The 22,089-nt window shown below is 67.0% G+C and carries 25 protein-coding genes; 13 read left to right on the plus strand and 12 right to left on the minus strand.

Annotated elements, in window-relative coordinates; translation table 11 throughout:
• Positions 1 to 6: 6 nt before the first annotated feature.
• The 3 genes from SK571_RS43100 to SK571_RS43110 are packed head-to-tail and all read right to left on the minus strand — an operon-like array spanning position 7 to position 1,312.
• Positions 7 to 444 carry a hypothetical protein gene (locus SK571_RS43100; protein ID WP_319989886.1) on the minus strand — a complete coding sequence of 146 codons (438 nt, stop codon included), beginning with the start codon at positions 442 to 444 and terminating at the stop codon, positions 7 to 9.
• 2 nt (positions 445 to 446) lie between these two features.
• Positions 447 to 1,094 (minus strand): methyltransferase family protein, encoded by a 648-nt coding sequence (locus tag SK571_RS43105; protein WP_319989887.1) that lies wholly within the window; start codon positions 1,092 to 1,094, stop codon positions 447 to 449.
• Positions 1,094 to 1,312, minus strand: a complete 219-nt coding sequence (locus tag SK571_RS43110; RefSeq protein WP_319989888.1) for a DUF2933 domain-containing protein — start codon at positions 1,310 to 1,312, stop codon at positions 1,094 to 1,096. Before SK571_RS43110 ends, SK571_RS43105 begins: the two co-directional genes overlap by 1 nt.
• Before the next feature lie 291 nt (positions 1,313 to 1,603).
• Between SK571_RS43110 and SK571_RS43115 the strand changes: the two genes are divergently transcribed.
• Positions 1,604 to 1,912, plus strand: coding sequence for a metal-sensitive transcriptional regulator (locus tag SK571_RS43115; protein ID WP_319989889.1), 309 nt, complete (start codon positions 1,604 to 1,606; stop codon positions 1,910 to 1,912).
• 444 nt (positions 1,913 to 2,356) lie between these two features.
• Here the strand turns inward: SK571_RS43115 and SK571_RS43120 are convergent, their stop codons facing one another.
• The 4 genes from SK571_RS43120 to SK571_RS43135 all read right to left on the minus strand — a co-directional run bounded on the left by SK571_RS43120 (position 2,357) and on the right by SK571_RS43135 (position 5,840).
• A complete protein-coding gene (locus SK571_RS43120) occupies positions 2,357 to 2,620 on the minus strand; it encodes an SHOCT domain-containing protein (protein ID WP_319989890.1) in 264 nt (87 codons plus the stop codon).
• 628 nt (positions 2,621 to 3,248) lie between these two features.
• A complete protein-coding gene (locus SK571_RS43125) occupies positions 3,249 to 4,085 on the minus strand; it encodes a F510_1955 family glycosylhydrolase (RefSeq protein ID WP_319989891.1) in 837 nt (278 codons plus the stop codon).
• Between the two features lie 5 nt (positions 4,086 to 4,090).
• Positions 4,091 to 4,771, minus strand: coding sequence for a M23 family metallopeptidase (locus tag SK571_RS43130; RefSeq protein WP_319989892.1), 681 nt, complete (start codon positions 4,769 to 4,771; stop codon positions 4,091 to 4,093).
• A 61-nt stretch (positions 4,772 to 4,832) separates the two neighbouring features.
• Positions 4,833 to 5,840, minus strand: coding sequence for an NlpC/P60 family protein (locus tag SK571_RS43135; RefSeq protein ID WP_319989893.1), 1,008 nt, complete (start codon positions 5,838 to 5,840; stop codon positions 4,833 to 4,835).
• A 298-nt stretch (positions 5,841 to 6,138) separates the two neighbouring features.
• Between SK571_RS43135 and SK571_RS43140 the strand changes: the two genes are divergently transcribed.
• From SK571_RS43140 to SK571_RS43165, 6 genes are all read left to right on the plus strand, one after another.
• A complete protein-coding gene (locus tag SK571_RS43140) occupies positions 6,139 to 6,573 on the plus strand; it encodes a hypothetical protein (protein WP_319989894.1) in 435 nt (144 codons plus the stop codon).
• A gap of 107 nt (positions 6,574 to 6,680) precedes the next feature.
• Positions 6,681 to 7,802, plus strand: a complete 1,122-nt coding sequence (locus SK571_RS43145; protein WP_319989895.1) for a PLP-dependent cysteine synthase family protein — start codon at positions 6,681 to 6,683, stop codon at positions 7,800 to 7,802.
• On the plus strand, positions 7,799 to 9,052 hold the full coding sequence (locus SK571_RS43150) for an MDR family MFS transporter (RefSeq protein ID WP_319989896.1): 1,254 nt from the start codon (positions 7,799 to 7,801) through the stop codon (positions 9,050 to 9,052). The genes SK571_RS43145 and SK571_RS43150 overlap by 4 nt, the downstream gene beginning before the upstream one ends.
• A 459-nt stretch (positions 9,053 to 9,511) precedes the next feature.
• Positions 9,512 to 10,129 carry a DUF305 domain-containing protein gene (locus SK571_RS43155; RefSeq protein WP_319989897.1) on the plus strand — a complete coding sequence of 206 codons (618 nt, stop codon included), beginning with the start codon at positions 9,512 to 9,514 and terminating at the stop codon, positions 10,127 to 10,129.
• Between the two features lie 186 nt (positions 10,130 to 10,315).
• A complete protein-coding gene (locus tag SK571_RS43160; RefSeq protein WP_319989898.1) occupies positions 10,316 to 10,684 on the plus strand; it encodes a BlaI/MecI/CopY family transcriptional regulator in 369 nt (122 codons plus the stop codon).
• Positions 10,681 to 11,619: a M56 family metallopeptidase gene (locus SK571_RS43165; protein ID WP_319989899.1), complete on the plus strand. Its 939-nt coding sequence runs from the start codon at positions 10,681 to 10,683 to the stop codon at positions 11,617 to 11,619. The genes SK571_RS43160 and SK571_RS43165 overlap by 4 nt, the downstream gene beginning before the upstream one ends.
• A 9-nt stretch (positions 11,620 to 11,628) precedes the next feature.
• On the opposite strand, the gene SK571_RS43170 is transcribed toward SK571_RS43165, so the two are convergent.
• The 4 genes from SK571_RS43170 to SK571_RS43185 form a co-directional block, all read right to left on the minus strand.
• Entirely contained in the window at positions 11,629 to 11,952 is a 324-nt protein-coding gene (locus SK571_RS43170; protein ID WP_319989900.1) for a hypothetical protein, read from the minus strand.
• 285 nt (positions 11,953 to 12,237) lie between these two features.
• Positions 12,238 to 13,419, minus strand: coding sequence for a transglycosylase SLT domain-containing protein (locus SK571_RS43175; protein ID WP_319989901.1), 1,182 nt, complete (start codon positions 13,417 to 13,419; stop codon positions 12,238 to 12,240).
• 59 nt (positions 13,420 to 13,478) lie between these two features.
• Positions 13,479 to 13,934 carry a hypothetical protein gene (locus SK571_RS43180; RefSeq protein WP_319989902.1) on the minus strand — a complete coding sequence of 152 codons (456 nt, stop codon included), beginning with the start codon at positions 13,932 to 13,934 and terminating at the stop codon, positions 13,479 to 13,481.
• A 37-nt stretch (positions 13,935 to 13,971) separates the two neighbouring features.
• Positions 13,972 to 14,616 (minus strand): TVP38/TMEM64 family protein, encoded by a 645-nt coding sequence (locus SK571_RS43185; protein WP_319989903.1) that lies wholly within the window; start codon positions 14,614 to 14,616, stop codon positions 13,972 to 13,974.
• A 160-nt stretch (positions 14,617 to 14,776) separates the two neighbouring features.
• Between SK571_RS43185 and SK571_RS43190 the strand changes: the two genes are divergently transcribed.
• Positions 14,777 to 15,715 carry a DUF3152 domain-containing protein gene (locus SK571_RS43190; RefSeq protein WP_319989904.1) on the plus strand — a complete coding sequence of 313 codons (939 nt, stop codon included), beginning with the start codon at positions 14,777 to 14,779 and terminating at the stop codon, positions 15,713 to 15,715.
• Between the two features lie 3 nt (positions 15,716 to 15,718).
• Here the strand turns inward: SK571_RS43190 and SK571_RS43195 are convergent, their stop codons facing one another.
• Positions 15,719 to 17,239 carry a multicopper oxidase family protein gene (locus SK571_RS43195; protein WP_319989905.1) on the minus strand — a complete coding sequence of 507 codons (1,521 nt, stop codon included), beginning with the start codon at positions 17,237 to 17,239 and terminating at the stop codon, positions 15,719 to 15,721.
• A gap of 230 nt (positions 17,240 to 17,469) precedes the next feature.
• Here SK571_RS43195 and SK571_RS43200 point away from each other — a divergent pair, with 230 nt between their 5' ends.
• The 5 genes from SK571_RS43200 (at position 17,470) to SK571_RS43220 (ending at position 22,088) form a co-directional block, all read left to right on the plus strand.
• A complete protein-coding gene (locus SK571_RS43200; RefSeq protein ID WP_319989906.1) occupies positions 17,470 to 17,751 on the plus strand; it encodes a metal-sensitive transcriptional regulator in 282 nt (93 codons plus the stop codon).
• Positions 17,752 to 17,786: 35 nt separating this feature from the next.
• A complete protein-coding gene (locus SK571_RS43205) occupies positions 17,787 to 17,996 on the plus strand; it encodes a heavy-metal-associated domain-containing protein (protein ID WP_319989907.1) in 210 nt (69 codons plus the stop codon).
• An 11-nt stretch (positions 17,997 to 18,007) separates the two neighbouring features.
• Positions 18,008 to 18,955: a hypothetical protein gene (locus tag SK571_RS43210; RefSeq protein WP_319989908.1), complete on the plus strand. Its 948-nt coding sequence runs from the start codon at positions 18,008 to 18,010 to the stop codon at positions 18,953 to 18,955.
• A 31-nt stretch (positions 18,956 to 18,986) separates the two neighbouring features.
• Positions 18,987 to 21,233, plus strand: a complete 2,247-nt coding sequence (locus SK571_RS43215; RefSeq protein ID WP_319989909.1) for a heavy metal translocating P-type ATPase — start codon at positions 18,987 to 18,989, stop codon at positions 21,231 to 21,233.
• A 66-nt stretch (positions 21,234 to 21,299) separates the two neighbouring features.
• Complete coding sequence (locus SK571_RS43220) at positions 21,300 to 22,088, plus strand: alpha/beta fold hydrolase (RefSeq protein WP_319989910.1); 789 nt, start codon at positions 21,300 to 21,302, stop codon at positions 22,086 to 22,088.
• Position 22,089 lies beyond the last annotated feature (1 nt).

The raw sequence follows: 22,089 nt of genomic DNA on the forward strand, positions 1-22,089 counted from the left end.
GACGTCTCACCGTCCTGCTGGGACTGGAGTGCGGCGCAGCCGCCGGGCAGAGAGGAACACCCCGAGTCCGTTGATCACGATCCCGATCACCATGATCGGAGTCCGGTATGCGGTGAGGAACACGGCTGCGCCGGACGCGCCGATGATCGGCGCGAGATCGGCCACGTGGTGAGCGCAGCACGCGACCATGCCGACTGCGGAGGCACCCGCGCCCGTGCCCGCGGCCGCGCGCACGTCCACCTGCAACCGCTGACGGCGGCGCAGTTCGACGAACAAGCCGACCTGGGTGCCGAACCCGGCCAGGATCAGCACGAGCCACGGCCAGTCGTCCACGGCCTGCTGGGCCAGGTGGTCGAGCCCTCCGACGCCGCCGACGACAGACGCGTAGAAGAGACCCAGGACGGTGGCGGCCACGATCCCGGCGCGCACGGTCTTCTTGTTCATCACTACCTCCGGACTCGAGCCGGCGTCGAACGCAGCCGGGGCAGGAAGGCCGGAGTGCGCGCTGCGTAAGCGGTCCAGGCATCTCCGAACCGTTGAGCCACCTCGCGTTCCTCGCTGCGTGCCAGCCGGGCGTACACCGCGACCAGGACCGGAAACATGATCAGTGTGGGGATGGTCGGCCACTGCAGCAGGAAGCCGATCATCACCAGCAGGAACCCGTCGTACTGCGGGTGCCGGACCCGCGCGTACGGCCCTGCCGTGGCCAGCCGATTCTCCTTGGCCGCCTCGTGCAACCGGACCCACGCGGCGGAGATCAACCAGAAGCCAGCCGCGATCGCCACGTAGCTGGCCAGGTGGAACGGGCTCAGATGCGGATCGCCCGTCCAGCCGATCAGGTCGTTCCAGAGGTGTCCGCCCGCATGCGTGTCTCGCAGCAACGGGAACCTGGATCCGAGCCAACTACCCAGCAGGTAGATGGTCAGCGGGATGCCGTACATCTCCGTGAACAGAGCCACGAGGAACGCGGTGAAGGCCCCCATCGCCCGCCAGTCGCGCTTGGTCCGCGGCTGGAAGAAGCTCATCGCGAACACCACGAACAACACGATGTTCAGGAAGACCAGAGGCCACAGCCCATACGCGGCGTCAGCCATCACGACCGGCCTGAGTTGTGCCTATCGAGTTGCTGCTTGTCCGATCCGCCGTGGCCACCATGACCACCGTGGCCGCCCATCATGAACATCATCATCAGCGGGCAGCCCACCACGAGCAGGCCGAACAGCAGTGTGCTGAGCGGGACTCCCACGACGGCCAGCCCGACGATCAGAATCGCCAGTGCGATCGCGTACAGCCCGAGGTGTTGGCGTTTCATGACGTCCTCTTCTCCTAGGCGTGCGTCGAGCATCACCGCCCGATCCGCCCGCCATCAGGGCACGACGTCGCGATCACCGGAATCCGAAGGTCCCGCCGGACACGGGCCCTGGTCCCCTACCCTGAACTACGACCAGACATAGGAGATTTTCGTTTTCCAAAAACAGGATGGCGACTTCACCTGACGCAGAGGTGAGACCTTCGAATCCGCCCGCCCGCGACGTTGTGCCCTGCTGCCCGGCGACGCCCGCGACGACCCTGAAGAGGTGTTCGGACAATCTCGGAGGGGATGATGGCATCACCCGCACCCGTCGACGACGCCGGCGAGCACGCGCCGCTACGCAGGCGCCTGAGGCGCGTCGCCGGCCAGGTCACCGGCATCGAACGGATGCTTGCCGAGGACCGCCCCTGCGAGGACGTCCCGATCCAGCTCGCCGCGGTGCAGGGCGCGTTACGGGCGGTGGGACAGCAAGTGCTGGCGTGTCATCTCACCGAGGCCATGGACGCGGTGAGCACAGGACAGCTCCCAGCTGTCGCAGCGGCCGAGGAAGCCGCACTGCTCGCAGGACTGCTCGCCAACGTGCCGCACAGCGGCAGGTGAAGGTGACCACGCGGTTCAGACAGAGGCACGACCTGAGTGAAGGCATCAGGTTCGGCCGGATTCCGGCATTGCCGCCGCGTCTCAACGGGAGTGCGCTCGTCGTGCTGTGATCGTTCACCTGGAGGCTGGCCGGTCGCACGCTGCCCGTCGACACGCTCGGCCACACGGTCATCGCTCGCCGCACCGATGTCGAGGTCAGGAACCCGACCCGTGAATGTTCGTCGGTTCGCCACCTTCGCGTCCGAGCCGAGGACACCCAGCGAGGACTCCCGCGCCACACCGGTGCGGACACCGCTGTTCAGCATCGCGAGCGCCGCCATCGAAGCCCGCGAATTCGATATCCCCTGATCAACGGCAGGCTCGATGCCACCCGAACGATCACCGACGGAACACTCCTCGTCGACGGCTCGACCGGCTTCGTCGAGCCGTGACTTCGACCGAAGGTCAGGAACTCGACGTCGTGGTTGAGCCCAGCGCGTCCCTGCGCCGCCGGTACTCGTCCTCGTCGATCTCGCCGCGGGCGAGCCGCTCGGCCAGCAGTTGCTCGGGCGTTGGCCGATCCGGTGCGCCCATCGGCCGTGCGGCACGGCCGAGGTAGCGGACGAAGGCCACGATCCCGAGAACGACCAGTCCCCAGAACAGAATCATGCTGACGGACATGAAGGCGTATCCCCAACCACTCATGCCCTCGCCGTACCAGAACATCATCATGAACTCCTCACAAGTAGTCGGTCTCAACACGGTCGCTCACGGGTTCGAGCACGGAAAGGGCCTTCGTGCTTCTCCGGCGACCTCCCAAAGGCCCTCCCCTGCTCGCCCGGCAGCACCGACCGTCCAGGCGACCAGGTACGTCGAGCAGCAGGTCGCCGCGAGCCGTGCGGCACTCCAGTTCAGGGACCGTCGAACTCCGTCCACTGTCGACGGACAAATGTGGAGGAGGATCTGACCTGCCGACTACGACCTGCGGCAGTCCACATCAGAGGAACGCCGCAGTGCAGGCAGGCGCCGCCGCCCCGTCGGTCACGCCGAACGGCCGCTCGTGACTCGTGCTCAGGGCAGAAGCAGTCAGGGCGGGAGCGGACGTCCCGTCAACAGTCGAGGAGCCGTTCCGGATCGTCGCCGTGGAGTTCCTCGCCGGATCAGGGATGGCGGCCTGTGGATGGTCTTCATCGGCCTGCTTGCACCAGCAAACCCCAGTCGAGCAGGTTGAGCAGCAGTACGAATGCGGCCATGCCCGCCATCGACCGGCGATCACCGCGGTTCCACCGGACCGATCGGCCAGGTGCCGTTCCAGCAAGGGGCATGGTCGGCATTCGATCGATCGGCCTGTGGCAGTTCACTTCAGTGACTGGCGAATCGTGAACGTGCTGCCACTGTCGGTGGAAATGTGGATGGCGGACTCCGTTGCGATGTACACGTCGGAGCCCTTGGTGGCCAGCGCCGCAGGCGTACCGGCGATCCGGCCTCTCGCGATCCACGTCGCAGCGGAATCGCCGCTCACGTGCACGATTCCATCCGATGCGACACCGATGACGATGTCGCCATCAGACCAGTCGAGGTGCGTCAGGCGCGGGCTGCCAGCAGTCGACGCGAACGTCCTGCCGCCATCGTTGCTACGCACCACACCTTGCTCCGTAGCAGCGAGGATGACGTCCGGATCTGTCGGACTGATCGTGAAGTCGACCATCGCGACACGGCCGCGGCTGTCCCAGTCACGCCGGTTGTCGCTGACCATGATCTGGCCGTTCTGGCTGTTGTAGCCGTACACGCGGTTGTGCTTGACCTCCAACGAGTGAAAGTCGGCCGCACCCTTCAGCGAGAGCGTCTGCCACGTGCGGCCCGCGTCCTTGCTCTCGATCAAGCCGAGGTGCGGTGCGGTGTCCGGTTCGAGCCGATCAGGATGACCGCTGCCGAGAAAGTGGTTGGCACCTACGACGACGAAACCCATGGTGTCCTGCGCGCGGTCGCCCACGCGCTCGGGAGCTTTGTCTGCGGGCACAGTGAAGACACCGAAGTGGCTTGCCGCATACAACATGCCGTCAGCGGGATTGATGCCGAGACCGTGCACGTGCGCGAGAGTTGCCGGAGGAGCAGGCGGATCCTGAGCTGTTGATGTGGTGTTGTTCGCACATGCGGTGGTGAAAAGCAGGATCGGGACAGCCAACTTCCACATGCGACTCATGCGATCTGCACTCCATGTCCTTGCACCCACGCCAACGGATCAAGCTTTCTCCCGGCCTGGTCCCAGATCTCGAAGTGGAGGTGCGGTCCGGTGGAGATGCCGCGGTTCCCGACCTGGGCGATAACCTGGCCGGCACTCACCTTCTGTCCTTCGCGCACGGCGTAGCTGTTGATGTGGCCGTACAGGGCCGTGGTGCCGTCCGCGTGCTCGATCTTGACCCACAGTCCGAAGCCGCTGGCCGGTCCCGCTTCCACGACGACGCCGTCCGTCACGGATCGGATCGGCGTTCCGATGCGGTTGGCGATGTCGAGGCCGTAGTGCGTCGTTCCCCATCGGGGACCGTAGTTGGACGTGATCGTGCCCTGCGTCGGCGCGAAGACCTTGATCTTCCGCGCCTGTTCCGCCTGATACTCGGCCTTGCGCCGTGCAGCTGCTTCCGCATCTCGCTGCGCGGTGAGACGCAGACTCGTGTTGAGCCGCTCCACCTCGTCGTGGTCAGGCTGCTGGCGGACTCGCAACAGGCTCGGCCCGGCGTTGTCACCACCGACACCGTCCACACCGGACAGGTTGGCCGACAGCAGGACTTGTCCCTGTGCCTGGACAGGCGCATCCTTCGGTGCGGCGTCGAGCTGGAAGGCCGCTGCGGCGGCTCCAGCGGCGACGCCGGCGATGAACACGTGGGTAGACAGGCGTGTGGAGCGGTGCAGCGTAACGGTTCGTGCGTGTCGGGACATCGAGTCAGCCGACGATCCGCCGGGCGCCGATGTAGTGGCCGTCGCCGCGGAGCGAACGCACGTCCACGAGCTGCCCCTCGGTCGGCGCGTCCACCATTTTGCCTTCGGCCACGTACATGGCGACGTGGTGGATCGCTGCGGGATTGCCGGTGCCGTCGTCGTAGAACACCAGGTCACCAGGCTGGAGCTCGTTCTGGGCAATCGGCTTGCCGACCCGGTACTGGTCCACCGCCACTCGAGGCAGCGTGACTCCGGCCGCAGCGTAGGCCCACTTCGTCAAGCAGGAGCAGTCGAAGGCGTTCGGACCGTTGCCGCCCCACTGGTACTGCGAGCCACGCTTGGACAGTGCCGCCTGCAGGGCGGTGTTGGCCGCACCGGGAGGCCCCAGGTAGGTGCCGGTGTCCTTGACCTGACCGAACCCGAGGCCGGACTTCTGAGCCGAACTGAGGTTGTTCACAGCCTTGCGGAGCTCAGTGATGCGGCCGTCCAGGTCTGACTTGCGCTTCTTGACGTCCTCAGCGACGACCGCCGCCTCGTTGGCCGCCTTCTCGGCACGCTGCTGAACGCCGTTCGCCTGTTCCACCGCGGCCGACAGCTTGCCCATCGACTCCGCGTTGTCGGCCGCCAACACTTCCAGCGCGGACATGCGGTTGAGGAAGTCCTGCTGGGAGTCGCTGACGAGCAGCGCGGAAAGCCCGTTGAACCGTGCACCCTGGAAGGTGACCTCGGTGAGCACATCGACCTGACCGCGCAGCTGCTCCCCAGCCTGCCTGGCCTGGTTCAGCTCCGCGCCGGCCTCGGACAGCTCGGCCTTCTTGGCGTCGAGGTTCTCCTGCGCCTTGAGCACATCGTCGTTGAGCTTCTCCGCCTGCTGGCTCAGCTCCTCATACTGCTCGACCGGGTCGCCTGGGGGCTGGGCACCAGCCGAACCAGAACTGCTGCCGACCACCGCCAGAACCGCCGCAGCCGCCAGTGCACCTCGCGTGCCGGGCTTGAGTCGTTGCGACGTCACGTCGCGCATACCTCCGTAGTCGGGAACAGGCCTCCCCCGATGCCTTGGCGCAAATTACGGCAACATCACGGCATTGTCTACTAGCCGACCTAGTAGTTCGGCGCTGTGACCCGGAACACGGCGGGTCCGTCATCCCCCATGCGACTTCGGCATTCACGTTTGACAGCGATCATGATGACAACTCGCCACACCAGGTGGATCGTCCAGGGCAAACGCGGCATTACAGGTGATCATATGTCCACAATGGACACGATTGAGCGATTCCCGCTCGTATCGCGATCGCGATATGTTCGTAACCGTGCGGATCCAGACGACAACACTCCGTGGCGTCCGATCGACGGCGTTGGCCGTCGTGCTCGCCGTGCTGTCGTTTTTCGTCTTGAGCGCGCTCTGCTCCGCGGAAGGCCATGCTTCGGCCGGCGCCAGCCACGAACACGCGACCGGAGCACTGCACAGCCACAGCCCCGCGCATGCCGCGGAGCCCGCGCTTTCCGACCATTGTCACCACGACCGCGAGCCTGTTCACCGCAAGGCCGCGCTCGACCGTGCCCTGCATCGCCCGGACGACATGGCGTGGGACGCGCGGTCCTCCAGCCACGACGTTCCGGCCAACCTCGGCACTGAGACCTCCACCGTCCCCAGTGGACTCGGCCCAGCTTTCTGGGCGGGCGCAAGCGGTCCGCCCAGACCGGGCCGCCAGCTTCTGGTCCTCCTCAGCATCGCGCGGAACTGATCAGCGCGCAGCAGTGCAGGCGGAACCCCGGCAACAACACCGGTTTCGCCAGTCCGTGCTGCTCTCGATCACTTCTTCCGAACCACGCGCACAACCTTGAGGACACCATGCTCGTCACCCAGGGCCAGCCCGGCACGCTGGCCGTTCCTCCCGCACGCATGCTCACGTCGTCGTCCGCACCGCTCTGCCACAGCCCGGCATCGGTCGTCGGCAACACCCCGGTCCAGTGGATCGACGACCTGTCCGGCCTGTCTTCACACGGGTTCTGGGCCAAACTCGAAGGCTTCAACCCCGGCGGCATGAAGGACCGCCCGGCACTGCACATGATCGCCAAGGCCCGTGAACGCGGCGAACTGGCACCCGGCGGCACCATCGTGGAGTCGACCAGCGGCACTCTCGGGCTGGGGCTCGCACTCGCCGGCATCGTCTACGGCCATCCGGTCACCCTGGTCACCGATCCCGGCATGGAGCCGATCGTGCAGCAGATGCTGCAGGCGCACGGCGCCCAGGTCGATCTCGTCCCAGCTCCGCATCCCACCGGCGGCTGGCAGCAGGCCCGGCGCGACCGCGTCGAGCAGATCCTCGCCGAGACGCCCGGCTCGTACTGTCCTGACCAGTACAACAACCCGGACAACGTGGCGGGCTACGAGTCGCTCGCGCTGGAGCTCGTCGCGCAGCTCGGCCGCGTCGACGTGCTCGTGTGCTCCGTCGGCACCGGCGGGCACTCCGCAGGAGTGTCGCGAGTGCTGCGGGAGTACTTCCCCGACCTGCGGCTGGTCGGGGTCGACACGATCGGCTCGACGATCTTCGGCCAGCCCGCACGGCCGCGCCTCATGCGCGGGCTGGGGTCCAGCATCTTCCCGCGCAACGTCGACTACTCGGCGTTCGACGAGGTGCATTGGGTCAACCCCGCGGAGTCCGTGTGGGCCTGCCGCAGACTCGCCTCCCGGCACCACGCCAGCGGCGGGTGGAGCGTCGGCGCGGTGGCGGTGGTGTCCAGCTGGCTGGCCCGCACCCACGACCCCGACGTGCGCATCGCGGCCGTCTTCCCGGACGGTCCGCACCGGTACTTCGACACGATCTACAACGACACCTACTGCGCCGCGAACGACCTGCTCGTGACGCCTCCGAGCCCTGATCCAGAAGAGATCACCGCCACGAGCGACCGCGAAGTCACCGCGTGGACGCGCTGCCGGAATGTCGCGGACCCGATGAGGCATCAGTCGTGACGAACATCGTTCGGCAGTTCCGGTCGTTCGACCGGCCGGTACAACTGCTGCTGCTCAACCAGTTCAGCATCAACGTCGGTTTCTACATGTTGATGCCCTATCTCGCCGTCTACCTGTCCGGCGAGCTCGCGCTCGCCGGCTGGGCGATCGGGCTCGTCCTGGGGGTGCGGAACTTCTCCCAGCAGGGCATGTTCCTCATCGGCGGCACGCTCGCGGACCGGTTGGGGTACAAGCCATTGATCGTCGCCGGCTGCGCCCTGCGGACAGCAGGCTTCGGCCTGCTCGGCTTCGTGGACACGCTGCCAGCACTCGTCATCGCCTCGGCGGCGACCGGATTCGCCGGCGCTCTGTTCAACCCGGCGGTACGCGCCTACGTGGCGAACGACGCCGGACCACGACGGGTCGAGGCGTTCGCCTTGTTCAACGTCTTCTACCAGACCGGAATCCTGGTCGGTCCGCTCATCGGGCTGGTGCTGACCGGCGTCGACTTCTCGCTGACCTGCGCGGTCGCCGCCGTTGTGTTCGCCGTGCTCACCGTGTTGCAGATCAGGTCGCTCCCGGCCCGCAAAGCCACGACTCGCACCGACAACTCCGTGCTCCAGGACTGGCGTGGCGTGTTCGGAAACCGCAGGTTTGTGCTGTTCGCCGTCGCAATGATCGGCTCGTACGTGCTGTCCTTCCAGATCTATCTGGCACTCCCGCTGGAAGCACGCCACGTCGCAGGCGACGGCGTCGGCGGCACCGTGCTGGTCGCCGCGTTGTTCGCGGTCTCCGGTGTGCTGGCCATCGTCGGACAGCTGCGCGTCACGGGGTGGTTCCGGCGCAAGTTCGGCACCGACAGGTCACTGGTGATCGGGATGCTGCTGATGGCGGCGGCCTTCCTGCCGCCGGCGCTGCCCACACCGTCCACCGGGGTGATGGCGTACGTACCGGTGCTGCTGTCCGCCACGTTGGTGGCGTTCGGCACCATGGTCGTGTTCCCGTTCGAGATGGACACGATCGTGGCGCTGTCCGGCGATCGGCTGGTCGCCACTCACTACGGGCTGTACAACACGGTGGTAGGCGTTGGCATCCTTGCCGGAAACCTCTTCACCGGCACCGCGCTCGACCTGGCGCGGGCAGCGGGGGTGCCTGCGTTGCCGTGGCTGGCTCTGACGGCGCTTGGGCTGTTCTGTGCCTGGAGCCTGCACGCGCTCAACCGCGTGCCTGCTGTTGAACCGGTCGGAGCGCTGACCCGTACAAAGCAGTGATGCGACCTACTAGGTACGGTAGTTACATGGCCCTGGGCGCGCACAGCAAGACGACCCAGTGGGTCCTGCTGTGTGTGCTGTTTCTCGGCGTCGTCGGGATGCATCACGTCAACGTGAGCAACGACATGTCGCCCGCGCACGGGTCCATGTCCACGAGCGCTCACCACGCGCCGCCTTCCGAGGACCCCGCACCGCAGCCGACGCACGAGATGTTACACCTGTGCGTTGCCGTGCTCTGTGCCGTCGTATCTCTGCTTTTGCTCGCGTGGCTACTGCTGCGCACTGCACGGCCGATCGCGGGTCACATCCTCGCGTCGGCGGCGTGGCCACGCGCTCCCGACCGACCGCCGCCCAGAGGCGGTCGCGACTTGCTCAGTTCCCTGTGCGTGTTGAGGTTGTGATCAGCCCGGTCCTCAGAGGCAAGTCACTTTCCCAGCGCAGAAGGAAGAATAACCACCAATGAGGAAGTCTCTGATCGTCGTCGGCCTCGCGGCTGTCGCGCTCGTCACCGGGTGCAGCAGCGGCAGCAACGACATGGGGGGCATGCAGCACAACTCGACCGCTGCCTCGACCCCGGCATCGGACCAGCAAGCGGCGGACCACAACGATCACGACGTGCAGTTCGCCCAGGAGATGATCGCCCACCACCAGCAGGCGCTGGACATGGCCAAGATGGTGCCGGGCAAGAGCACGAACCCGAAGGTGACCGATCTCGCCAAGCGCATCGAAGGCGCACAGGACCCGGAGATCAAGACGATGACGGCGTGGCTCTCCAAGTGGGGCGCTTCCCCGGCCGCGTCGACCATGCCCAGCATGGACCACGGTTCGACGGGCCACGGCTCCGGGACCGGCATGATGACCGCCGATGAGATGGCCAAGCTCGGACAAGCCACGGGTGCCGAGTTCGATCGCATGTGGGTGGAAATGATGATCAAGCACCACCAGGGTGCGATCGAGATGTCCAAGACCCACATCGAAAAGGGCAGCAACGCCGAGAGCAAGAAGCTGGCGCAGGACATCATCACCGCGCAGCAGGCTGAGATCACCGAGATGCAGGGGCTGCTGAAGCAGGGCTGACCCGCGAAGGACGTTCAGGCCGGGGCGAACCGAGTTCGCCCCGGCCTGAACGCTGTTCTCACCGAGTCTGGGGGATTTCCTCGGTGAGTCCGATGACTGGGACGGGGGACCCCAGCCGTCATCTACTATAGCGAATCGTAGTCAGGTTCGACTCCTCCTGCCGTATCCTCTCCGCCAGGAGGAACGATGCACGGACTTGGTGAGTTGGAAGCCGCGGTGATGCACATCCTGTGGGATGAACAGCCGCTCAAGGTGCGCGATGTGCTCGACCGGCTCGAAACGGGAAAGAAGCTCGCGTACACCACCGTGATGACCGTGCTCGACAACCTGCACCGCAAGGGCTGGGTCACTCGCGAGCTCGAAGGCAAGGCCTACCGGTACGAGCCGACGCTGAGTCGCGCCGAAGCAGCCGCCCGCACCGTCCGTGACGTCCTCGTCTCGTCAGGTGATCCCGAGGCCGTGCTGATGCACTTCGCACAATCGGCGACGGAGCGCGAGTCCGAGCTCCTGCGCCGAGCCCTGCCGAAGAAGAAGAAAAGGTCGTCCGCCTCATGACGGTCGCGGTCTCGCTGCTGATCGGCGCCGCGCTGATGAGCTGGCTCGCACCGACGGTCCTGGCTCGCCGGGTCGTCAACGGTGGTGATCCGCTGGTCGCGGTGGTCGCGTGGCTGACATCGGCGGCGGCGGTGGCTCTCACCACGCTCGGTGGTGTCGTTCTGCTCCTTCTCCCGAACCACGGGTTCGGGGAGACGTTGATCGCCGCGCTGGGCGACTGCTGGTCCTCGGTCCGGCATGGCACTCCTCCCAGCGTCGAGGCGGTCAGCGGCGTCGTGGGTGCCTTGCTGCTACTCGGCCTGGGTGTGCGATTGGTCGTGGGCGCGGTGGGTAGTGCGCGGCGACGAGCGCGCAGGCGTGCCGATCACCTCGCGGTCCTGCGCATCGCCGCACGTCGCGACGGCGAGACGCTGTGGCTCGAGCACGACGAACCAATGGCGTTCAGCCTGACCGGGCGTCCTGGCGTCATCGTCGCGACGGACGGCCTGGCCAAGAAGCTGAGCGGTGCCCAAGTAGACGCCGTACTCGCGCACGAACGCGCCCACCTGACCGGGCGCCACCACCTGATCGTCGCGGTCGGCGAGGCGATGGCCAGCGCTTTCCCGTTCCTGCCGCTGTTCAAGCTGGCGCCCGGCATGCTGCGTGAGCTGGTGGAACTGGTCGCGGACGCAGCAGCTGTCCGCGAATGCGGCGCAGACGCGGTGCGGAGCGCCCTGCTCAAGGTGTCTCGCCACGGTGCGCCGGGCACGGCCTTGGCGATGAGCGGTACCTCCATGGACGTGCGCGTCGAGCGACTGCTCGACGAACCCGCTCCGGCAAGCCGGCGCCGTCAGCTGCTCTCCTGCGGGCTCGCAGGCGTCACCGCCATGGTCATCCCCGTCCTGGTCGCGGCGGGCGCGATGCTCGCCGTCGTAACCGTGGCCTGCCCAGCCTGACCAGTCCGTTCACCGATCTGCAGGCTGCAGCCGTGCCATCTCGGCCGCGACGAGCCAGCGCCCATCAGCTTGATGACGCAACGTGACGAAGGTTTCGCGGAGTTGACCGTCGCCTGTTCGCCACGTCGCCTTCGTGGTCGCCGCTGACTGCTCCTCGTTGCCGACCGCCACTTCCACGCTGATCACGACCGCCTTGCCGGTCGCCTCGACGATCAGCGAGCCACGTGGGTTGTCTGGGTTCTCGGGCGCGAGATAGGTCAGCACCCGGCGATTGGCACGGCCGATCTCGTCCGGCTCAGCCGAGTGCGCAGCCTCGACGTATGCCTTGGCCACGGACCGGGGATCTGCGAAGTTCGCTCCCGCCGCCGCTGATGGTGCACCCGAAAGAGGTGGCAGCGGCGTTTCGCCTATCGCGGAACGGGCTGCGGGCCCGAGAGGTTCTTCGGCAGGCGACGGCGACTGGGATGGCGGCGAAGCGATGGTGTTGGTGGATACCGGCGCTTGCCCACCGTTGGTGTCCTCACCGATCGACACAGACACCAGCAACAGGCCTCCGGCAGCCAGTACGGCTAGGAGAACGCCTCTCGGACTACCGGCTGCCATCGCGTCGCTCCTCGATCACGCGGTGAAACTGATGTGCAGGTGGTCGTAGTGACCGCCGGTGGGGTTGCTGACGTCGTACACACCTGCGCCGGTGTACTTCTCGCCCCACCCTCCCTGGTCACCGGTGGTCGGATCCCAGTAGCGCCCCTGCCAGATGATGTAGCGGATCTTCAGCGGACCCGCGTAGGCCCGCGTCCAGGAGGCCATTCGCCAGCCCGCCGCGAGCCGCTCGCCGGCCGGGAACACACCGAAGCGGTCCGGGAACACGTCACACGCTTTGCCGGTCGGATGGTCGCTGAACGGTGTCTCCGGTCGCGCGCCATAGCAGGTGACCGAGGCGATCTGCGGCCCGAAGGCGGTGCGGATCTGTTGCAGCGCGTGCGCAGTGGCCGCGGTGAGGCATCCCGCTGTCGTGGGGTCGTCGACGACGCATCCTGTCGGCGGCCCGATGTAGGGCGCTGGAGCGGGAAGCCCGGCCAGGTCCGCTCCGCCTGGCACCGGTCCCCCATCACCGGCAGGCGCGGTCTCGGCTGCGGCCCAATCGCGTTCGTACTTGCGGATGTTGTCGAGGTAGCGGCGGATGAGAGACACACACTCATCACCACATCCCGCCTCCCCCGACTGAGGAATCCCTGTGCGGCTCAACAACACCCGGCCGCATCCGGCGATGTGGCACACGCTCATCGCGTCGTGAGGATCGAGCGATTTACCCGTCTGTTTGATGTGCGCGGTCATTCCACGCAAGTTGCTGCACAGGAACTTGAGTCCAAGTCTCATGTGGATGGACGGATCGAAGATGTCCGCTCCGGACGGAGGTGGAACGCTCGCCCACGGCTGTCCGCCGAGGTTTTTCCAGTTCGCCTGATTGATCTGGAGAAGGCCGGCCGCACCGCCATTGCTGTCGTTGCTCCACGCGGCCGGCCGCCAGCCGGACTCGGCCTGCACTTCGGCGATCACCCGCAACGGGTTGAGCTCCGGGCAGTCCGTGGCGACGAATGACGTGATGATCGGAGCCACTTCTCGCGCCAACGGCGGAATTTTGGTGATGTCGAAGGTGGCCTGCCCGGTGGTTGCGCCGGCGACGGCACCTTGGTTGCCGTTCTGGACCATGAAAGGCAACACGAAGACGAACTGAATCGCCAGGAAGGCCGCCAAGGCGACCACGCACACCGCCAGCACCAGGTGCGGCACCCTCATGAAGCCTCCTGCCGGACAACAACCCGTGACTTACTATCACGAGTAGTACATCCGGTCCACTAGGCCCCTACGGGTGAACAAGCGACGGTCGTGCACTCGCGCCGTCGCCACCGCACGACCACCGCGGTCGCGAGTACGGCCAGCGACGCCAAGGCGAGCAGCGGCTGCAGAGGAGCCCAGACGCCGAGCGCCCCGGACACGCCCAGCAACGCCATGACGATCTTGTTGCAGACCGGGCACCCGACCGCGAGTGCACTGAGCAGTGAACCGCCGTAAACGCGGGCAGCTCCAGCACGGTCCTGCCGAACACCGGGCCGAATACCTGCCCATACGGCCGCGAGGGCCGCCGTGAGCACGAGCACGGGCAGTTCCCACCACCGGACCGGGGTCATGCGCGTGAACATCGAGTTGTCGATGACGTCGGTCGGCACACCGACCACGGCGGCACTCAGCACCGCGCCGGCGAGCGCGCGAGTCCAACTCCACGACCAGGCCTGCACCTGAGCGCCGTCCATCGACACCCCCGCCGTATCTACTATCCGAAATAGTAACCTACGAGGTGCGTGCAGCACGACGGAGAAGATTTCTTCCCCACAACACACCTGCCACGCCGAGCACCAGCCACGCAACCAGAGCGGCGATCGAGCGCGGCGAACCGAAGTCCAGCACGGCATCCCCCAGCAGCGCGGCGACCAACGTGGTGGGCACGAGCCCGAGAGCAGTACCCAGCGCGAACAACGCCGGACGCACGGCCGTCACCCCGGCGCCGTAGTTCGAGGCGGCGAGCGGGATCACCGGCAACAGCCGCAGTACGAGAGTCGCGGCCAGACCGTTCTTCGCGAAGACTTCGTCCAGCGTGCGCAGGCGGCTGTCGCCGAGCCAGCGCGCCACGGCCTCGCGCCCCAGCAACCTGCCGATACCGAAGGAGATCAACGCACCTGCGGTGAACCCGGCGATGGCGAGCGCCGCGCCGGGCAGGACGCCGAACAGCAGGCCGGAGGCGGTGGCGAGCACGGACTTGGGGAAGAACACGGCGGTTCCTCCGGCACACAGCAACAGGAACGCGGCCGGAGCCCACGCGCCTGCGCCGCGGATCCAGGAACGGACCTCGTCCCCGCCAGGCAGATCCACCACGAACGAGATGACGACCAAGGCGACAACCAGCGCCAGAAGTGTGATCGCACGCACCTCACGCATGGACAACCTGCACTTCCGCCAGTTCGGTCGTTTGATGGTAAGCGGAGCGGATCACAAACTGCGAAAGCAGGTAGCAGAGGGCGCGATCCGCATGACCCCCAGTGACCGTCCTCTCTCCCTACTACGGATCTTCGTAGGTGTTGTGCCATGCTGGTGCCCGATGAAGCAACAGCTGCGCGAACGCCCGGCCGGTAGGCCGCTGGTCGCCAGGCTGGATCCGGTCTGCGGCCGTTCAGCCCGGCACCTTCGTCGACGTCCGGTCCGAGAGTGGATCGTGGCGGGTGTCGCGGTGCTCACCCTGTTCGGACTCAGTGCCGTAGCCGTGCGTGACACCTTGACACCCCCGCCCACCCAGGCAGCGGCCCCGACTCAGGAGCTCGATCAGCCCAGTACCGTCGCGCACGACCAGGCCGGGCACGCGCTCACCGGCCGCACGCCTCCCGCACCGAATCCCGATCCGAAGGTCTTCGACGCGGTGAAGGCATCCGCCGAACTCCCGCCCGGTGGAGACTTCACCGTCCAAGGCGCGAAGAAGTGGACGGTCGTACCCGGCACCAGCCCGGCGGTAGGCGGAACGAACCGCGTCACCTACACCGTCGAGATCGAGGACGGCGTGCAGCTCGTCGGCGGACCCGAGACCTTCGCCACCGACGTCAGCACGATCCTGGCCGACCCGCGCAGCTGGATCGGCGATGGCAAGCACGGCTTCCAGCGCGTCGACTCCGGCAAGCCGGACCTGAGGATCCGGCTCACCTCTCAGATGACCACGCGCGACGTGTGCGGGTTCTCGATCCCGTTCGAGGGCTCCTGCGTCAACGGCGACAACGTGACGATCAACGTCGCGCGCTGGGTGCGGGGCGCGGTCTCGTTCCAGGGCGCACTGGTGGAGTACAAGCAGTACGTGGTCAACCACGAGGTCGGCCACGGCCTGGGGTACGACCACAAGTCCTGCCAGGAGAACGGCGCGCTGGCACCCGTGATGATGCAGCAGTCGTGGGGTATCTCCAACGACTACCTCGCCGCGCTGGGCACCGACCGAGTGAGCAAGGACGGCAAGGTATGCAAGCCCAACGCCTGGCCCTACCCCACCGGCCAGTGATCATCACTCCACATAGGACAGGACGGCCATCATCCCCGCCTCACCGTGGTACACGTTGTGGCAGTGGGTCAGCCATTGGCCGGGGTTGTTAGCATCGAAGTCCGCGATCAGCTCCCTGCCGGGCAACACGATCGCGGTGTCACGGCGAGGACCGATCTTGCCGTTTGCCCGCACCTGAAACGTGTGCCCATGCACGTGCATGGGGTGGAACATCTTCGACTTGTTCTGCATCCGCAGCCGCACCACCTGTCCAGAGCGGATCGGCAGTCCGTCGGTCGGGTCGAAGACCTTGCCGTTGATCGTCCAGGTGTACTTGTCGCCGGGCCCTTCCAGGACCATGTCGTGGGTTATGTCCGGCTCGCGCAGCGGCAAGGCGACGCTGTCCGTCGCCCTGAGTGCGTTCATCTCCGGCACCACCAGCTTGGCCAGTTCCGCAGCGAGCGCTTCGCTGTCCGTTGACGCCGCCACTCCTGTGGACAGCGTTACCTGAGCGAACAGACCGCGGCCCTCGGCGAGTGCGAGCACGGGCACCGTCCGATCGGGCACGGTCACGACGCAGTCGAGCCGCTCCCCCATGCCCAGCAGCACGACGTCCAGCGCCACCGGCACCACCGGGAAGCCGTCCGCGTGGGTCACGGTCATCGGGACTCCGGGCACGCCGACCCGGAACGCGGTGTCGGCCGCCGCGTTGATCAGCCTCAGCCGGATGCGCTGCCCCAGCTTGGTGGCGAACGTCTGCGGTGCCTTCCACACCTTGCCGTTGGCGAGTACGTGCGGATAGATGACGTCGCCGGCGTCGCCTCCGAGCAGGTCGGACTTCGGCATGGCAGGCATGCCGGGCATTGAGCCGTGGTCCATGCCGGGCATGCCGGGCATGCCGTTGGCGCGTAGCTCGTCGAACACGGCATCTGGTGTGCGGCCGAGTCCGTCGAGCCAGTCGTCGAGCACGACGACCAGTTCGGTGTCGTAGTTCCCACCGTCCTCCGGGTCCTCCACGATCAGCGGCGCGTAGAGGCCACGATCGAGCTGTACGCCCGAGTGCGGGTGAAACCAGTAGGCTCCGGGGTCCGGCGCGGTGAACTCGTAGGTGAAGGAACCACCGGGCACGATCTCGCTCTGAGTGAGGTCCGGCACGCCGTCCATGTCATTGCGCAGCGCGAGGCCGTGCCAGTGGATGCTCGTCGGCTGCGGCAGCTGGTTGCGGAGCTCGACGTTCAGCAGGTCGCCGCGCCTGATCCTGATCTCGTTGCCAGGGACGTCTCCGTACGACCAGGTGTTCGCTGTGATGCCGCCCAGGTCGACCTCGGCCTGGACCGTGACAAGCTTGATCGACGTCCGGCGCGCACCCGCGATCTGGCGGGCGCGCTCGGCCGCGGCCACCTTCGGCGAGTTGGGCCCGATCAGGGTTCCACCGCCGGAGGATCCACCGTTGTTCGCACAGCCCGCGGCGCCTGTGGCCACCGCGAGGCCGAAGCCGAGCCGGAAGAGGTCCCGGCGGCCGAAAGATGCGAGCTGAGCGGGCATGATGCCCTCCAGAGTGATCTACTAAGATGAATAGTAGCGACCTCGGATCCGGCGGCCCTACCTCGCCACACTCCGTCGCGTGCCCCATGTCACATAAGATACCCCTACCCCGTATGGCCACCGACCCTTGCACACCCATACCCCCCTTAGGTATAAAGGTGGCAAGCGCCCGTCGTTCCCCCGGTCAGTTGCGACCGGCCGCGCGGCGGACCGATCGACAGGAGCGGTACATGCACGGCTACACGGACAACAAGGAAGCCCACCTGCGCCGCTTGAAGCGCATCGAGGGCCAGGTGCGCGGTCTGCAGCGGATGATCGAGAACGACGACTACTGCATCGACGTGCTCACCCAGATCTCCGCTGCAACGCGCGCGCTCCAGGCTGTCTCACTGGGACTGCTCGACGAGCACCTGAAGCACTGTGTCAGCGAGGCCATCACCGAGGGCGGCGCCAAGGCGGACGAAAAGATCGCCGAGGCCAGCAACGCCATCGCCCGTCTCGTCCGCTCCTGATTCCCCAAGTCACACCAGTACACGAGGAGTTCCCCATGGCCGAGTCCACCTACACCGTCACCGGCATGACCTGTGGACACTGCGTCAGCTCGGTGACCGAGGAAATCAGCCAGATCGGCGGCGTGCAGAAGGTCGACGTCGAGCTGGCCAGCGGCAAGGTGACCGTCACCAGCGACCAGCCGGTAGCGGAGGGCGACGTCCGGACCGCGGTCACCGAGGCCGGCTACACGCTCGTCGCGAGCTGAAAGGATCCGAGATGAACACCGCCACGAAGGTGACCGCCTACGCGGGCGTGCTGGCGATCGTCTTCGGCGGCGCCTGGGCTGCCGGCGCCGCTGTCGGCCCGTCCGGTGGCGCGAGCGCGCCGGCCGCGATGGACCACGGCGCCGCGCAGTCCACCTCCAGCAACACCAGCGACAAACTGCCGCCCGGTCTGTCCGTCGCTGAGAACGGCTACGTGTTGAAGCCGTTGCGGACCACCGCGACCGCTGGTGAGCAGCAGCCCTTCCAGTTCACGATCGGCACCGCCGACGGCGGCACGGTCACGAAGTTCGACGTGGAGCACGAGAAGCGGCTGCACCTCGTGCTGGTGCGCCGGGACGGTTCCGGTTTCCAGCACGTGCACCCGGAGATGGCCGTGGACGGAACGTGGTCGGTACCGCTGACCCTTCCCACCGCCGGCAGCTACCGGATCTTCGCCGACTTCAAGCCGGAGAACGGCACCAAGACCACGCTCGGCACGGACATCCAGGTCGCCGGCAGCTACGAGCCGAAGCAGTACGACACCGACACACGTGAATTCACAGTGGACGGTTACACGGTCCGCCTCGACGGGGATCTCAAGCCCGGCGCGGAATCCATGGTGACCACGACCGTGACCAAGGACGGCAAGCCGGTCACCGACCTGCAGCCGTATCTGGGCGCGAACGGCCACCTGGTAGCACTGCGCTCGGCCGACCTTGCCTACCTGCACGTCCACCCGATGGACGCACCGGGCGCCGGTCCCGAGGTGAAGTTCATGGTCGAGGTGCCGACCTCTGGTCGTTATCGCCTGTTCCTGGACTTCCAGCACGAGGGCAAGGTCCGCACCGCGGAGTTCGCCCTCGGCACCACCGGAACGGCCCCAGCCCCGTCCACACCTTCCACGTCCACGTCCGCTCCGACCACCCCGCCTGCCGACGACCACGGCGGTCACGGTGGCTGAGCCCAGCACCATCGAAGAGGAGGCGCGCTCCATGAGTTCACCGACCAGTGAGATCGAGCTGTCGATCGGCGGCATGACCTGCGCCTCCTGCGCCGCGCGGATCGAACGCAAGCTCAACAAGCTCGACGGCGTCCAGGCCAGCGTCAACTACGCCACCGAGAAGGCCAGGGTCAGCTTCCCCGAGTCGCTGACCGCCGAAGACCTGGTCAAGGTCGTCGAGAACACCGGCTACACGGCCGAAGTGCCCACTCCCCCGCAAGCCGGCGAGAGCACGGCACAGGTCGAACAAGATCCGACGCGGTCGTTGCGACAGCGGTTGATCACCTCGGTGGTGCTCACCGTGCCGGTGATCGCGTTCGCCATGATCCCCGCGCTGCAGTTCACCTACTGGCAGTGGTTGTCGCTCACCCTGGCCGCGCCCGTCGTGGTGTGGGGTGCGTGGCCGTTCCACAAGGCGGCGTGGACGAACCTGCGCCACGGCGCCGCGACGATGGACACCCTGATCTCGATCGGCGTCGGCGCGGCGACCCTGTGGTCGCTGTACGCGCTGTTCTTCGGCACCGCGGGCACGCCGGGCATGACGCACGCCTTCGAGCTGACCGTCCAGCGGATGTCCGGCGCCGGCAACATCTACCTCGAAGTCGCCGCGGGCGTGACCACGTTCATCCTCGCCGGCCGCTACTTCGAGGCGCGGTCCAAGCGCCGCGCCGGTGCCGCGCTGCGTGCCCTGCTCGAGCTCGGGGTCAAGGACGTCGCGGTGCTGCGGGACGGACGCGAGCAGCGCATCAGCATTGACGAGCTGAAGGTCGGCGACCGGTTCGTGGTCCGGCCGGGCGAGAAGATCGCCACCGACGGCGTGATCGAGGAGGGCAACTCGGCGATCGACGCGAGCATGCTCACTGGCGAGTCGGTGCCGGTCGAGGTCACCACCGGTGACGCGGTCGTCGGCGCCACGGTCAACGCGGGCGGGCGACTCGTCGTGCGCGCCACCCGCATCGGCGCGGACACGCAGCTCGCGCAGATGGCAAAGCTCGTCGAGGACGCGCAGAGCGGCAAGGCCGAGATCCAGCGCCTGGCCGACCGAGTGTCCGCGGTGTTCGTGCCGATCGTGATCGCGCTCGCCACCGGAACACTGGCGTTCTGGCTCGGTGCGGGCACGGGTGCCTCGGCGGCCTTCACCGCCGCCGTCGCCGTGCTGATCATCGCTTGCCCGTGCGCGCTAGGCCTGGCCACGCCCACCGCGTTGCTGGTCGGCACCGGTCGTGGCGCTCAGCTGGGCATCCTGATCAAGGGTCCGGAGGTACTGGAGTCGACCAGGCGGGTCGACACCGTCGTGCTGGACAAGACCGGCACGGTGACCTCAGGGCAGATGAGCCTGGTCGAGGTCCACGCGGCAGACGGCGTGACCGAGGAGGAAGTGCTGCGCCTGGCGGGTGCGCTGGAGCATGCCTCCGAGCACCCGATCGCCAGGGCGATCGCCACGGGCGCCACGGAACGCGTCGGTGAACTGCCTGCTGTGGAGGGCTTCCAGAACCTGGAAGGCCTTGGCGTGCAGGGTGTGGTCGGTGAGAACGCAGTCCTCGTGGGCCGCGCTCGCTTGCTGGAGGAGTGGAGCGTCCGGCTCAGCGAGGAGCTCATCACCGCGAAGAAGGAGGCCGAGGACAAGGGCCGCACCGCAGTGCTGGTGGCCTGGGACGGCGAAGCGCGCGGCGTGCTGGTCGTGGCCGACACGGTCAAGCCCACCTCGGCCGAGGCGATCGCGGGACTGCGTGGCCTCGGACTGCGGCCGGTGCTGCTGACCGGCGACAACGAAGCCGTTGCCAAGGCGGTGGCTGCGGAGGTCGGGATCGACGAGGTCATCGCCGAGGTGCTGCCCAAGGACAAGGTCGACGTGGTCAAGCGCCTGCAGTCCGAGGGCCGCGTGGTCGCGATGATCGGCGACGGCGTGAACGACGCCGCCGCACTGGCCCAGGCGGATCTGGGTCTGGCGATGGGCACCGGAACGGACGTCGCGATCGAGGCCAGTGACCTCACGCTCGTGCGCGGCGATCTGCGGGCCGCGGTCGACGCCATCCGGCTGGCGCGCCGCACCCTCGGCACGATCAAGGGAAACCTGTTCTGGGCCTTCGCCTACAACGTGGCAGCCCTGCCGCTGGCCGCGCTCGGCCTGCTCAACCCGATGATCGCGGGCGCCGCGATGGCGTTCTCGTCGGTCTTCGTCGTCAGCAACAGCTTGCGGCTGCGAGGCTTCCGCAGCGCAAACAAACAGACCGTCTGACCGGTGTTCCGGCTCGCACATCCGCGAGCCGGACCACTTCCGTTCATCACCACTGAGGGGGCAGTGATGCAGGACAGCCATGTCACCAGGGCAGGCGCGAAGATCGCGTACGAGCTCACCGGATCCGGACCACTTCTCGGCTACGCCCACGGAGTCTTCCTCAGCCGCGCAGCGGTCCGGCGACTCCACCTTCTCGACTTCGACGCCCTCGCGGCGGATCGCCGGCTGCTGACCTATGACCAGCGCGGCCACGGACGCTCAACGGGCCGCGCGATCGCCGACGACTACCGCTTCGAGAACTTCACCCTCGACCTGCTCGCCCTCCTCGGCGAGCTGGATCTCGACGAGCCGATCGACTTCATGGGCTCCTCACTGGGCTGCGACGTGGCGTTGCGCGCCGCCATTGCTCAGCCCAGCCGCTTCCGCCGCCTCGTGCTGATCATTCCGCCGGTGGCGTGGGAAGAAGGTTCCAACCAGACGAGGCAGTGGTACACCGATAACGCCGAAGTGATCGAGTCACGCGGCGCCGTGCACTGGCGGCAGGAGTGGGCGCAGAAAGAACCTCTGCCGATCTTCGCCGACTACCCGGCCTTCGACCTGACCCCGGACATCCCGGACGAGCTGCTCGCCCCGATCCTGCGCGGCATCGGTGAGTCGGACCTGCCGGCGCCTGAAGAGATCGCGGCGCTGCCTCATCCGGCGCTGATCCTCACGTGGGACACCGACCCGTTGCACCCGGTGTCGACGGCGGAACGGCTTCACGAGTTGCTGCCCGATTCAACTCTGCACGTGTCGACAACCGTCCCCGACGTGCAGACCTGGACGAACCGCATCGCCGACTTCCTAGCCGATTAGG

This window comes from Lentzea kristufekii (assembly GCF_033949925.1).
In the GTDB taxonomy this organism is placed as follows: domain Bacteria; phylum Actinomycetota; class Actinomycetes; order Mycobacteriales; family Pseudonocardiaceae; genus Lentzea; species Lentzea kristufekii.

Excerpts from the sequence above, each read along its gene's own strand:
- SK571_RS43100 (WP_319989886.1), bottom strand. The coding sequence starts at position 444 with ATGAACAAGAAGACCGTGCGCGCCGGGATCGTGGCCGCCACCGTCCTG.
- SK571_RS43105 (WP_319989887.1), bottom strand. The coding sequence starts at position 1,094 with ATGGCTGACGCCGCGTATGGGCTGTGGCCTCTGGTCTTCCTGAACATC.
- SK571_RS43110 (WP_319989888.1), bottom strand. The coding sequence starts at position 1,312 with ATGAAACGCCAACACCTCGGGCTGTACGCGATCGCACTGGCGATTCTG.
- SK571_RS43115 (WP_319989889.1), top strand. The coding sequence starts at position 1,604 with ATGGCATCACCCGCACCCGTCGACGACGCCGGCGAGCACGCGCCGCTA.
- SK571_RS43120 (WP_319989890.1), bottom strand. The coding sequence starts at position 2,620 with ATGATGTTCTGGTACGGCGAGGGCATGAGTGGTTGGGGATACGCCTTC.
- SK571_RS43125 (WP_319989891.1), bottom strand. The coding sequence starts at position 4,085 with ATGTGGAAGTTGGCTGTCCCGATCCTGCTTTTCACCACCGCATGTGCG.
- SK571_RS43145 (WP_319989895.1), top strand. The coding sequence starts at position 6,681 with ATGCTCGTCACCCAGGGCCAGCCCGGCACGCTGGCCGTTCCTCCCGCA.
- SK571_RS43155 (WP_319989897.1), top strand. The coding sequence starts at position 9,512 with ATGAGGAAGTCTCTGATCGTCGTCGGCCTCGCGGCTGTCGCGCTCGTC.
- SK571_RS43160 (WP_319989898.1), top strand. The coding sequence starts at position 10,316 with ATGCACGGACTTGGTGAGTTGGAAGCCGCGGTGATGCACATCCTGTGG.
- SK571_RS43165 (WP_319989899.1), top strand. The coding sequence starts at position 10,681 with ATGACGGTCGCGGTCTCGCTGCTGATCGGCGCCGCGCTGATGAGCTGG.
- SK571_RS43175 (WP_319989901.1), bottom strand. The coding sequence starts at position 13,419 with ATGAGGGTGCCGCACCTGGTGCTGGCGGTGTGCGTGGTCGCCTTGGCG.
- SK571_RS43180 (WP_319989902.1), bottom strand. The coding sequence starts at position 13,934 with ATGGACGGCGCTCAGGTGCAGGCCTGGTCGTGGAGTTGGACTCGCGCG.
- SK571_RS43185 (WP_319989903.1), bottom strand. The coding sequence starts at position 14,616 with ATGCGTGAGGTGCGTGCGATCACACTTCTGGCGCTGGTTGTCGCCTTG.
- SK571_RS43190 (WP_319989904.1), top strand. The coding sequence starts at position 14,777 with ATGAAGCAACAGCTGCGCGAACGCCCGGCCGGTAGGCCGCTGGTCGCC.
- SK571_RS43195 (WP_319989905.1), bottom strand. The coding sequence starts at position 17,239 with ATGCCCGCTCAGCTCGCATCTTTCGGCCGCCGGGACCTCTTCCGGCTC.
- SK571_RS43200 (WP_319989906.1), top strand. The coding sequence starts at position 17,470 with ATGCACGGCTACACGGACAACAAGGAAGCCCACCTGCGCCGCTTGAAG.
- SK571_RS43205 (WP_319989907.1), top strand. The coding sequence starts at position 17,787 with ATGGCCGAGTCCACCTACACCGTCACCGGCATGACCTGTGGACACTGC.
- SK571_RS43210 (WP_319989908.1), top strand. The coding sequence starts at position 18,008 with ATGAACACCGCCACGAAGGTGACCGCCTACGCGGGCGTGCTGGCGATC.
- SK571_RS43215 (WP_319989909.1), top strand. The coding sequence starts at position 18,987 with ATGAGTTCACCGACCAGTGAGATCGAGCTGTCGATCGGCGGCATGACC.
- SK571_RS43220 (WP_319989910.1), top strand. The coding sequence starts at position 21,300 with ATGCAGGACAGCCATGTCACCAGGGCAGGCGCGAAGATCGCGTACGAG.